11 protein-coding genes are annotated in these 13,265 nt (G+C 63.9%); 8 read left to right on the forward strand and 3 right to left on the reverse strand.

Annotated elements, in window-relative coordinates:
- Positions 1-2: 2 nt before the first annotated feature.
- Positions 3-4,841 (reverse strand): HAMP domain-containing protein, encoded by a 4,839-nt coding sequence (locus tag CIW53_RS16005; RefSeq protein ID WP_149365727.1) that lies wholly within the window; start codon positions 4,839-4,841, stop codon positions 3-5.
- 548 nt (positions 4,842-5,389) lie between these two features.
- On the opposite strand from CIW53_RS16005, the gene CIW53_RS16010 reads away from it, so the two are divergent.
- The 3 genes from CIW53_RS16010 to CIW53_RS16020 are packed head-to-tail and all read left to right on the forward strand — an operon-like array spanning position 5,390 to position 6,305.
- Positions 5,390-5,761: a hypothetical protein gene (locus tag CIW53_RS16010; RefSeq protein WP_149365728.1), complete on the forward strand. Its 372-nt coding sequence runs from the start codon at positions 5,390-5,392 to the stop codon at positions 5,759-5,761.
- A 1-nt stretch (position 5,762) separates the two neighbouring features.
- On the forward strand, positions 5,763-6,038 hold the full coding sequence (locus CIW53_RS16015; RefSeq protein ID WP_197736682.1) for a DUF5985 family protein: 276 nt from the start codon (positions 5,763-5,765) through the stop codon (positions 6,036-6,038).
- A gap of 3 nt (positions 6,039-6,041) precedes the next feature.
- On the forward strand, positions 6,042-6,305 hold the full coding sequence (locus tag CIW53_RS16020) for a DUF5985 family protein (RefSeq protein WP_149365729.1): 264 nt from the start codon (positions 6,042-6,044) through the stop codon (positions 6,303-6,305).
- A gap of 128 nt (positions 6,306-6,433) precedes the next feature.
- Here CIW53_RS16020 and CIW53_RS16025 read toward each other — a convergent pair whose 3' ends face one another.
- Positions 6,434-6,835, reverse strand: coding sequence for a response regulator (locus tag CIW53_RS16025; RefSeq protein ID WP_172969700.1), 402 nt, complete (start codon positions 6,833-6,835; stop codon positions 6,434-6,436).
- Between the two features lie 289 nt (positions 6,836-7,124).
- Positions 7,125-8,159: an L-threonine 3-dehydrogenase gene (tdh, locus tag CIW53_RS16030; RefSeq protein ID WP_172969701.1), complete on the reverse strand. Its 1,035-nt coding sequence runs from the start codon at positions 8,157-8,159 to the stop codon at positions 7,125-7,127.
- 108 nt (positions 8,160-8,267) lie between these two features.
- Between tdh and miaA the strand changes: the two genes are divergently transcribed.
- The 5 genes from miaA to hflC all read left to right on the forward strand — a co-directional run bounded on the left by miaA (position 8,268) and on the right by hflC (position 13,162).
- Positions 8,268-9,233, forward strand: a complete 966-nt coding sequence (gene miaA / locus CIW53_RS16035; RefSeq protein ID WP_149365731.1) for a tRNA (adenosine(37)-N6)-dimethylallyltransferase MiaA — start codon at positions 8,268-8,270, stop codon at positions 9,231-9,233.
- Between the two features lie 157 nt (positions 9,234-9,390).
- On the forward strand, positions 9,391-9,687 hold the full coding sequence (gene hfq, locus CIW53_RS16040; protein ID WP_149365732.1) for an RNA chaperone Hfq: 297 nt from the start codon (positions 9,391-9,393) through the stop codon (positions 9,685-9,687).
- Positions 9,688-9,746: 59 nt separating this feature from the next.
- Positions 9,747-11,048 carry a ribosome rescue GTPase HflX gene (gene hflX, locus CIW53_RS16045; RefSeq protein WP_149365733.1) on the forward strand — a complete coding sequence of 434 codons (1,302 nt, stop codon included), beginning with the start codon at positions 9,747-9,749 and terminating at the stop codon, positions 11,046-11,048.
- A 168-nt stretch (positions 11,049-11,216) separates the two neighbouring features.
- The gene (gene hflK / locus CIW53_RS16050) at positions 11,217-12,296 is read left to right on the forward strand and encodes an FtsH protease activity modulator HflK (protein ID WP_149365734.1); all 1,080 of its coding nucleotides are present in this window, start codon (positions 11,217-11,219) and stop codon (positions 12,294-12,296) included.
- Entirely contained in the window at positions 12,296-13,162 is an 867-nt protein-coding gene (gene hflC, locus CIW53_RS16055; RefSeq protein WP_149365852.1) for a protease modulator HflC, read from the forward strand. Before hflK ends, hflC begins: the two co-directional genes overlap by 1 nt.
- The last annotated feature ends 103 nt before the right edge of the window (positions 13,163-13,265 follow it).

Here is a 13,265-nt window from a genome sequence, read left to right on the forward strand (position 1 = left end):
GATCAAGCTTCCCCGATCGGCGTGCGGTCGGTCGACCGAGCCAACCCGACGCGCAGGAGGGCCAGCAGCAACTCGATGTCGACCGGCTTGGCGATGTAATCCGAAGCGCCTGCATCCAGGCATTTCTGGCGGTCGCCCTTCATCGCCTTGGCGGTCACGGCAATCAACGGCACCCCTGCGGTGGCGGGTTGTGCGCGGATTCGTCGCATCGTCTCGTAGCCGTCCATCTCCGGCATCATGATGTCGATCAACGCCACATCGATGTCCGGATTCAACTCCAGCAGGGCGATACCGTCGCGGCCGGTTTCGGCATGCAGCACCTCCACGCCGTAGCTCTCCAGTACACCGGTCAACGAATAGATATTGCGGATATCGTCATCGATGATGAGGATTTTTGCGCCCGCCAGCTCAGGAGCCGCGCGCAGCGCTGCGGCGGGATCGTCGGGCACCCGGGCAATGATCTGCGATCGGTTGGTGAACGCTTCGCGTACATGGCGTGCCAGCTCGGCGAACACACTGGCAAGCTGCTCCGAAGTCGCGGGTTTTTCGGTGACGCCGAGCGCTCCCAGTGAGAGCGCCGAGCGGAGTTTTTCTGCGCCAGAGATCACCTGAACCGGTATGTGCATCGTTTGCGGATCATGCTTGAGCAAATCCAGCAGCACCAATCCGTCGATGTCGGACAGGCCAAGATCCAGCGTGATCGCATGCGGTTGCAGCTTGCGCGTCAACGCCAGAGTACCGGCGCCTGCGGTAGATACCACGCCCTTGAGACCGGTTTCCCTGGCGATATCCAGCAGTATGGCGGCGAACGCAGGATCGTCCTCGACAATCAGCACAAAGGGCGAATCGCCCAGCGCTTCGCGATCGTCGATCACTTCCATGCGGCTGACCAGGACGTTGGGTACCGTTGCACCGCTGTTGTCGTAGCGTGCGCTGCTGGCACCATCGGGCAACGCCACCGACCCTGTCGCCTCCAATGGCACGAACAGGGTGAACGTGGAGCCCTCGCCGAAGGTGGAACGCACCTGCAGTTCCCCGCCGAGGAGACGTGCGATCTCGCGGCTGATCGACAATCCCAGGCCCGTGCCGCCGTACTTGCGGCTGGTGGTGCCGTCGGCCTGCTGGAACGCTTCGAAGATCAGCTTCTGCTTGTCTTTCGCGATGCCGATACCCGTGTCCGTCACGGCTATGGCGATCGCATGTTGCGCATCGCGCAATATCGGGTGATGGGCACTCCAGCCGCTGGCCACCCGGTTCACCGCCAGCGTCACGCTGCCGTTGGTCGTGAACTTGAAGGCATTGGAAAGCAGGTTCAACACGACCTGTTGCAGGCGTTTTTCGTCGGTCTGGATGGAGTCAGGCAGTGCGCTGTCGAACTCCACGCTGAACTGCAGGTTCTTGTCGGCAGCCAGCTGGCGGAAGGTGCGTTCCATATGCTGCTTGAGGCTGATGAGCGGCATGTCGGCGATTTCGATCGACACCGTGCCCGACTCGATTTTCGACAAGTCGAGGATGTCGTTGATCAGGCTGAGCAGATCGGAGCCGGCCGAATGGATGGTGCGCGCGAACTCGGTCTGTTTTTCGTTGAGGTTGCCGTGCGGGTTGTCGGCCAGAAGGCGGGACAGTATCAACAACGAGTTCAGCGGAGTGCGCAGTTCGTGGCTCATGTTGGCCAGGAACTCGGACTTGTACTTTGAGGTGAGCGCCAGCTGTTCGGCTTTCTCCTCGACAGCGCGGCGGGCCAGGTCGATCTCGAAGTTCTTAGCTTCCACCTGTTTCTTTTCATTTTCCAGCAGCTGGGCTTTTTCCTTCAGCTCTTCGTTGGTGACGTGCAGCTCTTCCTGCTTGGTGGTGAGCTCGGTCTGGCGCGCCTGGAGTTCCTGCGTCAGCAACTGCGACTGCTTGAGCAGGCCTTCGGTGCGCATGGTCGCGGCGATCGTGTTGAGCACGATGCCGACCGATTCCATCAGCTGATCGAGGAAGCTCTGGTGGGTTTCGTTGAAGCTGTTGAACGAGGCCAGCTCGATCACCGCCTTTACGTCGTCCTCGAACAATGCCGGCAGCACGCTGACACTGGCCGGTGCGGCGTGGCCAAGACCCGAGCCGATCCGGATGAACTCACCGGGTACGTTGGACAGCAGCATGGCGCGCTTGTCGGCTGCGCATTGGCCGATCAGTCCTTCGCGCAGCTTGAACATCGGCTTGAGCGCGTCCTTGTTCTCGGCGCCGTAGCTGGCGACGAGGTCGAGCACGGTCTCGTCGTTCTCGCGGCGTGCAACGTAGAACACGCCGTACTGCGCGTTCACCAGCGGCGCCAGCTCGGACATGATCAGGTTGGACACGGTGGCCAGGTCACGCTCGCCCTGCAGCATGCGCGAGAAGCGGGCGAGGTTGGTTTTCAGCCAATCTTGTTCCGCGTTCTTCAAGGTCTGGTCCTTGAGGTTGCGGATCATCTCGTTGATGTTGTCCTTCAGCGAGGCCATTTCGCCTGACGCCTCCACCGCGATCGAGCGGGAAAGGTCGCCCTTGGTTACCGCGGTGGCCACATTGGCGATCGAGCGCACCTGGTTGGTGAGATTGGCGGCAAGTTGGTTCACGTTGTCGGTGAGGTCGCGCCACAGGCCCGCGGCTCCGGGCACGCGCGCCTGGCCGCCAAGCTTTCCCTCGATGCCGACCTCACGCGCCATGTTGGTGACCTGGTCGGCAAAGGTGGCGAGTGTCTCGATCATGCCGTTGAAAGTGTCGGCCAGCGCCGCGATTTCGCCCTTGGCATCCACCGCCAGCTTGCGCTTGAGGTTGCCTTGCGCCACCGCGGTTACCACGTCGGCGATGCCGCGTACCTGGTTGGTCAGGTTGGTCGCCATCAGGTTGACGTTGTCGGTGAGATCCTTCCAGGTGCCGCCCACGCCGGGTACCTGCGCCTGGCCGCCGAGCTTGCCTTCGGTGCCGACTTCGCGCGCCACGCGCGTCACCTCCGAGGCGAACGAGTTGAGCTGATCCACCATCACGTTGATGGTGTCTTTCAGCGCCAGGATCTCGCCCTTGACGTCCACCGTGATCTTCTTGGACAAATCGCCCCGCGCCACTGCCGTGGTCACGTCGGCGATGTTGCGCACCTGGCCGGTGAGGTTGTCGGCCATCAGGTTGACGTTGTCGGTGAGATCCTTCCAGGTGCCGGCCACGCCGCGCACCTGGGCCTGGCCGCCGAGCTTGCCTTCGGTGCCGACTTCGCGCGCCACGCGCGTCACTTCCGAGGCGAATGAATTGAGCTGATCGACCATCGTGTTGATGGTGTCTTTCAGCTCGAGCATTTCGCCCTTGACGTCGACGGTGATCTTCTTGGACAGGTCGCCGCGCGCCACCGCGGTGGTCACCTCGGCGATGTTGCGCACCTGGCCGGTGAGGTTGGCCGCCATCAGGTTCACGTTGTCGGTCAGGTCGGCCCAGGTGCCGGCCACGCCCGGCACCTGGGCCTGGCCGCCGAGCTTGCCTTCGGTACCCACTTCGCGTGCGACGCGGGTCACTTCGGAGGCGAAGCCGTTCAACTGATCGACCATCGTGTTGATGGTGTCTTTCAACTCGAGGATCTCGCCCTTGACGTCCACCGTGATCTTTTTCGACAGGTTGCCGGAGGCAACCGCGGTGGTGACTTCGGCGATATTGCGCACCTGGCCGGTGAGGTTGTCGGCCATCAGATTGACGTTGTCGGTGAGGTCCTTCCAGGTGCCGGCCACGCCAGGCACCAGCGCCTGGCCACCGAGCTTGCCTTCGGTACCCACTTCGCGTGCCACGCGGGTTACCTCGGAGGCGAAGCCGTTCAACTGGTCCACCATGGTGTTGATCACGTCCTTGATCTGGAGGATTTCCCCCTTTACGTCGACCGTGATCTTCTGCGTCAGGTCGCCGGTGGCGATGGCGGTGGCCACCTTCGACACGTCACGCAACTGCACGGTGAGGTTGCCGGCCATCGCGTTGACGTTGTCGGTGAGATCGGCCCACGAACCGGCCAAGCCAGGTACCTGCGCATGACTGCCGAGCTTGCCCTCGGTGCCGACCTCGCGCGCCACGCGAGTCACTTCCGAGGCGAACGAGTTGAGCTGATCCACCATCACGTTGATGGTGTTCTTCAGCTCGAGCATTTCGCCCTTGACCTCGACGGTGATCTTCTTGGACAGGTCGCCCGATGCCACCGCGGTGGTCACCTCGGCGATGTTGCGAACCTGTCCGGTGAGGTTGGTGGCCATCGCGTTGACGTTGTCGGTAAGGCCCTTCCAGGTGCCTGCCACGCCTTTCACCGTGGCCTGGCCGCCGAGCTTGCCTTCGGTACCGACCTCTCGCGCCACGCGGATCACCTCCGAAGCGAACGAGGCGAGCTGTTCGACCATGGTGTTTACCACCTTGCCGATACGCAGGAACTCACCGCGAAGCGGGCGGCCATCGATCTCCACCGTCATCGACTGCGACAGATCACCCTTGGCCACCGCGCCGATCACGCGGGCCACTTCGGCGGTAGGCTGCATCATGTCGTCGATCAGATCGTTCACCGCGTGGATGGCATTCTCCCAGCCGCCGGTGGCATTGCTGACGTGCCCGCGCTGGGTGATCTTGCCTTCCTTGCCGACCACCATCGAGAGACGCCGAAATTCCTGCGTCATCTGCTCATTGAGACCGACCACCTCATTGAACAGCCGCGCCAGTTCGGCGTCCTGCCCGGTGAGATCGTCAGGCAACCGGACATGGAAGTCACCGCGGCGCAATCGCCGGAATGCGGCGATGAGCTCGCGCCGATCGAGGAACTCGGGAGTGGTGTCGTTGCTGACTGCAGGTTCCGTTGTCGACATCGGGGTACTCGCAAGGGATGCTGAGGCGCGATGCCCAGCAAAATGGATGGCGCCAAACTCGAGACGACAGCAATGCTGTCTGCCTTTGGGCCAAGTTTGATTCAACAAATTCGACTGCAGAGCTTTTGGCTTGAGCGCGGACATCCACCTTTCGGGCAGGCCGGTGACATCCCTCGTACCTGTCGGCGGCTGAGTGCCGCATGTCGCCGACCGCTCAGACGGGCACTAACCATCGTCCATCATGACTTACCGATGACGCGGGCTCAACGCCTCCCATTTGGACGGCCAAGCAACCAGCAGGTTCGTGAAGGCCGCGTGAAAATTTGCGCGTGGAGCGTCCGCGTGGTTCAACGGATTTGGTGCGCGCTGGGTGCCGACATGCCGCCGAAGCACCGCCGCTGCCCGCTGATCTTGCGACCTCGGTGGCGCCTTGGCATCCGGCGACTCAGGACCTACCATATCCAGGCCTCGCGCCGTCGCTCGTTCGCCTGCCAATCCGGCGCGAAAAGCACTGCGCGAACGCTCACGCATCAGGGGCACCCTCGGTAATGCTGGTCGAAAAGAATGTATCGGATTTTTTGTGCTCGACATTCCGATCGATCTGGTCGCTGGAACTGCTGTTCCTGCTGGCGGATGACGCCGAGCGTTGCTGGTCGAGTCATGAAATGGTCGCTGCACTGCGCGCGAGCGAATTGGTAGTGAATCAGGCGGTCGACAACCTCAACGCGGCCGGCCTGCTGGTGCCGGAACAGGAGGGGTATTTTCGCTACGCGCCACCCTCGGCGGAGGTTCGCTCGCTGGTGAAATCGGCGCGATCGCTCTACGCACATTCGCCCGATGCCGTTCGTCGTATGATCATTCGGTCGCAGGCGAACCACCTGCTCAAGTTCGCCGACGCTTTCAAGTTCAAGAAGGGCTAGAGTGATCCATTATTTTGCTCCAGCGGTCTATCTGCTGTGCTTCCTGGCGGCCAGCCTGTGCGCCATCATGCTGGGGCGCAGCTTTCGTCGTAGCCGGAACGGGTTGCTATTCTGGAGCACGTTGTGCTTCTCGATGCTCGCGCTGAACAACCTTGTGCTGGTGCTGGATCTGGTGGTCTTCCCCAGGCTTGACCTGGCCGTTCTCCGTGGACTGGTTTCACTCGCCGCGGTTTTGACCTTGCTGTTCGGCTTCATCTGGAACGGGGAAGGGGACTAGCCGATGGCGACGATCTACTTTCTTTCAGGCGCCGTCACTCTTGGCTACATGCTCGTGGCCATGTTTTTCCTGAGATTCTGGAAACGCACCGCTGACGTGCTTTTTCTTTCCTTCGCGGTGGCCTTCGCCTTGCTCAGCGTCGGTCAAATCGTCGTCGCTTCGGCCAACATCTACGTCGAAGACAGCAGCGCTGCGTATCTCGTGCGTCTCGCGGCATTCACCCTCATCATCCTGGCCGTGTGGCGCAAGAATAGGCCGACACGCTGATCTGGCGACGAAGCGGATGGCCCCGCGGACTTCCTTCCGCGACATCTGCGGCCGCGCGCGCGACGTGCGAGCATGCCTTCCAGCGGACGGCTCTGGTCGGGTGAAAGTCCGGTTGCGAGCGGGGGCTTTTACGCGGACGGGGCGAGGCTCGTCACTCGCTCGATCGCCTCGAAAAGCTTCTCGGCCCCGTAGGGCTTGATCACGGCTGCCGAATGCGCGTCCAGCGTCAGCCCGTGATCCGCGCGTCCGGTGGCGTAAATCACCGGCAGGTTCGGACGGCGAATTCGCACCGCGTGCGCCAGGTCGACCCCCGAGCCATCGGGCAAACCGATGTCGGTGATCAACACGTCGACGCTGTCCAGGTCGTGTTGCAGCGCTGCCTTCGTGGACGATGCTTCAAGAACGTGATGCCCTTTGTGCGAAAGCGTATCGGCCAGCAGCATGCGTATCAGCTGCTCGTCCTCGCACAGCAGGATGCGCAGGGAAGGCAAGGTGCGCATTTTCGACTCCGGGGTGTTGGAGGAATTCATCGAAGGGTTTCGTTCCGGTGGGTGCAACTGGCAAGCCATGGCCGATGGCGCCCGCGTCCGCCAGGGGAGCAACCCGCATGACTATAGATCGGCTCTGCAAAATAGACCAATCATCGGTCCGGTGGCCGAAGAGCCGCCTCGACGGAGGCACCGTTTCGAGCGGCCCACCACCACTGGAACCCTGGCTTTGTCGGAGTCGCCTGTCGCGACCGGATTTGATGCTGCCGCCGCCGACCTGGAACGGGCGGCGGACGGCATGGGTGACAGGGCAGACCGGCTGGCCTTGCGCTCAGGTCCAGGAGCAAACGACCTTGCCGCAGGTGCCGGCATCCATCAGGTCGAAACCCTTCTGGAAATCGTCGATCGCGATCTGGTGGGTCAGCACCTTCTGCAGCGGGAAGCCGGTCAGCACCATCTGGGTCATCTTGTACCAGGTCTCGTACATCTTGCGGCCGTAAATGCCCTGCAGGGTGAGACCCTTGAAGATCACCTTGTCCCAGTCGATGCCGGCGCCGCGCGGCATGATGCCGAGCATGGCGACTTTGCCGCCGTGATACATGCACTCGAGCATGTCGTTGAAAGCGCGCGGGTTGCCGCTCATTTCCAGGCCCACGTCGAAACCCTCGATGTGCAGGTCCTTGACCACGTCGCGCAGCGACTGGTTGGTCACGTTCACCACGCGGGTCGCGCCCATGTCGGCGGCCAGCTTCAGCCGGTAGTCGTTGACGTCGGTAACCACCACGTTGCGGGCACCGACGTGCTTGGCGATGCCGGCGGCGATGATGCCGATCGGGCCCGCGCCGGTGATCAGCACGTCCTCACCGATCAGGTCGAACTCCAGTGCGCAGTGCGTTGCGTTGCCGTACGGGTCGAAGAACGCGGCCAGTTCGGACGGGATCTGGTCCGGTATCGGCCACAGGTTCGAGGCCGGCATGGTCATGTATTCGGCGAACGCGCCGTTGCGGTTCACGCCGATGCCGATCGTGTTCGGGCACAGGTGCTGGCGACCGGCGCGGCAATTGCGGCAATGGCCGCAGACGATGTGGCCTTCGGCCGAGACGCGGTCGCCGATCTTGTAGCCGGTCACGCCCGGGCCGATCTCGACGATGCGGCCGACGAATTCATGGCCGATGGTCAGGCCCGGCTTGATCGTGCGCTGGCTCCACTCGTCCCACTTGTAGATGTGCAGGTCGGTGCCGCAGATCGCGGTCTTCTCGATCTTGATCAGCACCTCGTTGGGACCGACCACCGGCAGTGGTACTTCTTCCATCCAGATGCCCGCTTCGGGCTTGCGCTTGACCAGGGCTTTCATCGTCTGCGACATGGGGAGTCCGTCAGTTGGCCCGCGCAGCGGGCGGGGAAGCGCCAATTATAGATCCATCGACGCGAGTCCCGGCGGGTCGCCACGCGACGCACCCTTTACACTCTGCCGATGCCGATCGACACCCGCCCGCTCGCCATCTTCCTGATGGGCCCCACCGCCTCGGGCAAGACCGCGCTGGCCTGCGAGTTGAGCGAGCGTTTCCCGCTGGAGCTGGTCAGCGTCGATTCGGCGCTGGTCTATCGCGGCATGGACATCGGCACGGCCAAGCCGGATGCGGCGACACTGGTGCGCTATCCGCATGCACTGGTCGACATCCGTGATCCGGCGCAGCCGTATTCGGCGGCGGATTTTCGCGCCGATGCGTTGCCGCTGATGCGGCAGATCAGCTCGCGGGGCAGGGTGCCGCTGCTGGTCGGTGGCACCGGGCTGTATTTCCGCGCGCTGCAGCAAGGCTTGTCCGATTTGCCGGAAGCCGACCCGGCGACCCGTGCGCGACTTGCCGCGCTGGCCGCGCAGATCGGCTGGCCAGCCATGCATGCACGGCTGGCCGTGCTGGATCCGGTTGCCGCCGCGCGCATCGACCGCAACGACGTGCAGCGTTTGCAGCGTGCGCTGGAAGTGATCGAGCTGACTGGCCGGCCGCTGTCCGCACTGCAGCGCGGCGGCAGCGGCGAGCCCTTTCCGTGGCGCGTACTCAAGCTGGCCTTGCTGCCGGCGGATCGCGGCGTGTTGCACGAGCGCATCGCGCAGCGTATCGACGCGATGCTGGCGGCAGGTTTTCTCGACGAGGTGCGCCAGCTGCGTGCACGCGGCGACCTGCACCCCGAGCTGCCGGCCATTCGTGCGGTTGGCTATCGGCAGGCGTGGGAGCACCTGGACGGCCATGCCAGCCTCGCCGAATTTCGCGACCGCGCCATCTTCGCCACCCGCCAGCTGGCCAAACGGCAGATCACCTGGCTGCGCAGCGACCACGCAGCGCGCCTGTTCGAGCCTGATCGCCCCGGCCTGGGCGCGCGAATCATCGACGCCATGCAGTTGTTTCTGGGTACGGCCGACCGGTTGGATGCACGCTGACGGCCGGTTGTTGCCGCCAGCGTGATCCAGTCCACTTGGCCAACGCAAAAATCTCCTTTCATCAAGCACTTGAAAGCAGTTACCATCCAGACATGTTGGGCCGGGGCGCCATCGGCGTTTTTTCCCGGACCTGTCCGTGGCAAGGGGAGAACAAGAAATGTCCAAAGGGCAATCGTTGCAGGATCCGTTTTTGAATGCGTTGCGGCGCGAACGCGTGCCAGTGGCCATCTATCTGGTCAACGGCATCAAGCTGCAGGGGACGGTCGAGTCGTTCGACCAGTTCGTGGTGTTGCTGCGCAACCAGGTGAGCCAGATGGTCTACAAGCACGCCATCTCCACCGTGGTGCCGAGCCGCAACGTGCGCATCGGCAATGGCCACGACGGCCATGAAGGTCACGAGGGGCACGACAGTCATTCCGACGCGCCGGCGGGTTCCGCCGAAGCGGCAGCTTGATTGACGGGCTTCCAGCCCGCATGAAGTGGGTTCGTGCCTGAAAGAGATCACTCCCACTCGTGTTTGACCGACAAAAGAAAGGCGATCGCGCCGTCCTGGTCCTGCCGCATTCCCGCGGCGAAGGCGATACGGCGCGTCGCGCCGAGGAATTCGCCGAACTGGTGAAGTCCGCCGGCGCCGAGGTGCTGGGGGTGATCCCGGCCCGGGTCGAGGATCCCAATCCGCGCTACTACATCGGCACCGGCAAGGCCGACGAGGTCGCCGAGGCGGCGCGTGCGCTGGACGCCGACCTGGTGCTGGTCGACCACCTGCTGACTCCGGTGCAGGAGCGCAACCTCGAGAAGCACCTGGGCATCCGTGTGGTCGACCGTGCCGGCCTGATCCTGGACATCTTCGCCCAACGCGCGCGTTCGCACGAAGGCAAGCTGGAAGTGGAGCTGGCCCAGTTGAAACATCTGGCGACGCGGCTGGTGCGCGGCTGGACCCATCTGGACGCCCAGCGAGGCGGTGCCATCGGCAACCGCGGCCCCGGCGAAACCCAGCTGGAAACCGACCGCCGCCTGCTCGGCGAGCGGGTCAAGATGCTCACCAAGCGGCTGGAAAAGGTGCAGACCCAGCGCGGACAGCAGCGTCGCTCCCGGCTGCGCAACACCGTGCCGCGCGTGGCCCTGGTCGGCTACACCAATGCCGGCAAGTCGACCCTGTTCAATGCGCTCACCACCGGCGACGTCTACGCCGCGAACCTGTTGTTCGCCACGCTCGACCCCACCGTGCGCAAGCTGGAGGACCTCAGCTGCGGCCCGGCCGTGCTGGCCGACACCGTCGGCTTCATCCGCGAGCTGCCGCACGATCTGGTCGCCGCGTTCCGCGCCACCCTGGCCGAGGCGCGCGACGCCGACCTGCTGCTGCACGTCAGCGACGCCGCCGACGAGGAGCGCGATCACCTGCACCGCGTGGTCGACAACGTGCTGGAGGAGATCGACTCCGGCGAGGTGCCGCAGCTGCACGTGATGAACAAGATCGACCTGGCCGGTGCCGAGCCGCGGATCGACCGCGACGCCGCCGGCAAGCCGGTGCGGGTGTGGCTGTCCGCAGCCACCGGTGTCGGCCTCGACCTGCTGCGCCAGGCGTTGGGCGAACTGCTCGGCGGCGAGCGGGTGCAGTCCGCACTGCAACTGCCGTTGACGGCCGGCCGGCTGCATGCCCGCCTGAAAGCGGCGGGCGCGATCAGCAACGAAACCGTGGACGAGCATGGCTGGCAGTTGCACATCGACGCGCCACGCAGCGTGATCGCCCCGCTCAGCGGCGGCAACGAGGCCGAAACCCTGTTGCTGCGCGAGCTGCTGGCCGTGGCGGAGTGACACCCTCGACTCCGTCCGGCTCTGCTAGAATATCCAGTGTTTGTGCGGCCCTTCCGAAGGGTTTGCGCAACTCATCGACAGCTTCGGCTGAATCTCATGTGTAACCCGGTTCGACGTGTGTTCCGGCCGTGGTTGCCGGCCTCCCGACGGCTTCAAGGAGACTGACTCGTGGCATGGAATGAACCCGGCAAGAACGGGCAGAACGATCCGTGGAACAGGAAGCGTCCATCCGGCAAGTCGCCGGTGGAAGACCTGCTCAACAACGCGAAGAACCGCCTGGGCAAGATGGGCCAGGGTCCCGGCAGCATCCTCACCGCCGTTTTGGTGCTGATCGTGGTCGGCCTGCTTTTCAGCAGCTACACCATCATCGGCGCACGCCAGGCCGGCGTGGTGCTGCGCTTCGGCGAGTACTCGCGAACGTTGGCGCCGGGCTTCCACCTGAAGCTGCCGCAGCCGATCGAGTCGGTCACCAAGGTCGAGGCCACGCGGATCCGCTCGGTCACCGACAAGGTGGCGATGCTGACCAAGGACGAGAACATCATCACGATCGACTTCACCGTGCAGTACCAGGTGGACGATTCGCGCAAATACCTGTTCTCGCTGAACGACCCGGACGGCACCATCGGTGCCGCCGCCGAAGCGGCCGTGCGTTCGGTGATCGGCAGCAGCGACATGGACCAGGTCCTGTCCGCCGCCGGTGCCAGCCTGGTCAGCGAGGCCCAGGTCGCGTTGCAGAAGACCCTGGACGGCTACGACTCCGGGCTGCGCGTGACCGAGGTCAGCTTCCAGAATGTGGCCCCGCCGGACGAGGTGAAAGACGCCTTCGATGACGTCAACAACGCCCGCGAGGACAAGCAGAGCATCGAGAACGGCGCCCTGGCGTATGCCAGCAAGGTGGTGCCGGTGGCCCGTGGTGCCGCCGCACGCATCGCCGCCGAAGCCTCCGGCTACAAGGCGGCGCGAATCGCCCGTGCGCAAGGCGATACCGCCGGTTTCGACCTGATCCTGAAGCAGTACAAGGCAGCCCCGGACGTGACCCGCAAGCGCCTGTGGCTGGAAACCATGGAGCAGGTGATGGCCGACAACCCCAAGGTGATCGACGGGTCCGACGGTCGCAACATCATCAACCTGCCGACGCTGGAAGGCGCGGCCGCAGCGCCGTCCACCGGTTCGGCCACGGTCGGCGCGATCGTGCCGGCAACGGCACCGACCAGCGGCAGCAACGCCGACAAGGGGAGCCAGCCATGATGAAGATCAGCTCCATCATCGCCGCGGTCGTGGTGGTCCTGCTGGGCCTCAACAGCATGTTCGTGGTCAGCGAAGGGCACAGCGCATTGCTGTTGCAGTTCGGCCGCATCGTGCACACCGACTATCAGCCGGGGCTGCACTTCAAGCTGCCGGTGATCCAGCAGGTGATCCATTTCGACAAGCGCATCCTGTCGCTGGACGCACCACCGGAGCGTTACTTCACTTCCGAGAAAAAGAGCGTCAACGTCGACTTCTACGTGAAGTGGCGCGTCGCCGACAACGCCGCGTATTACCGGGCAACCGGCGGCGACCAGCTGCAGGCCGCGCAGCGGCTCACCCCGATCGTCAAGGATGCGTTGCGCTTCGAATTCAACGCGCGCACCTTGCCCGACCTGATCTCCGGCGGTCGCAAGGACATCACCGAGCGCGTGCGCGCACAGACCGACGCCTCGGCGCGCAAGAACCTCGGCATCGCCGTGGTCGACGTGCGCATCAAGCGCATCGACCTGCCCAACGAAGTCAGCGAATCGGTATACAAGCGCATGCGTGCCGAGCGCCTGCAGCTGGCCAACGAACTGCGCTACACCGGCCAGGAGTCGGCCGCGAAGATCCAGGCCGACGCCGATCGCCAGGCGCAGGTGCTGAAAGCCGATGCCAATCGCGACGCGGCCAAGGTGAAGGGCGAGGGCGATGCGGAAGCGGCGGCGATCTATGCGCAGGCCTACAACCAGGACCCGGAATTCTTCGCGTTCTACCGCAGCCTCGCCGCGTATCGCACCTCGTTTACGGACGGCAAGGGCGTACTGATCATGAAACCCGACGACGAATTCCTGCGCTACTTCGACCAGCCCGCTTCCAAGCACTGAGAGACTGTGACACACAGCCTCTCAGCCGGCCATGGATGGCCGGGCGCGAATCAGGCACGCAAGTGCCCGATTCGCGTGAGGGAGTCCGGACCTGTGCCGGACT

The organism is Rhodanobacter sp. T12-5 (genome assembly GCF_008329435.1).
Taxonomy (GTDB): domain Bacteria; phylum Pseudomonadota; class Gammaproteobacteria; order Xanthomonadales; family Rhodanobacteraceae; genus Rhodanobacter.

Coding starts and splice junctions, on each gene's coding strand:
- CIW53_RS16005 (WP_149365727.1), bottom strand. CDS start 4,841: ATGTCGACAACGGAACCTGCAGTCAGCAACGACACCACTCCCGAGTTC.
- CIW53_RS16010 (WP_149365728.1), top strand. CDS start 5,390: ATGCTGGTCGAAAAGAATGTATCGGATTTTTTGTGCTCGACATTCCGA.
- CIW53_RS16020 (WP_149365729.1), top strand. CDS start 6,042: ATGGCGACGATCTACTTTCTTTCAGGCGCCGTCACTCTTGGCTACATG.
- CIW53_RS16025 (WP_172969700.1), bottom strand. CDS start 6,835: ATGAATTCCTCCAACACCCCGGAGTCGAAAATGCGCACCTTGCCTTCC.
- tdh (WP_172969701.1), bottom strand. CDS start 8,159: ATGTCGCAGACGATGAAAGCCCTGGTCAAGCGCAAGCCCGAAGCGGGC.
- miaA (WP_149365731.1), top strand. CDS start 8,268: ATGCCGATCGACACCCGCCCGCTCGCCATCTTCCTGATGGGCCCCACC.
- hfq (WP_149365732.1), top strand. CDS start 9,391: ATGTCCAAAGGGCAATCGTTGCAGGATCCGTTTTTGAATGCGTTGCGG.
- hflC (WP_149365852.1), top strand. CDS start 12,296: ATGAAGATCAGCTCCATCATCGCCGCGGTCGTGGTGGTCCTGCTGGGC.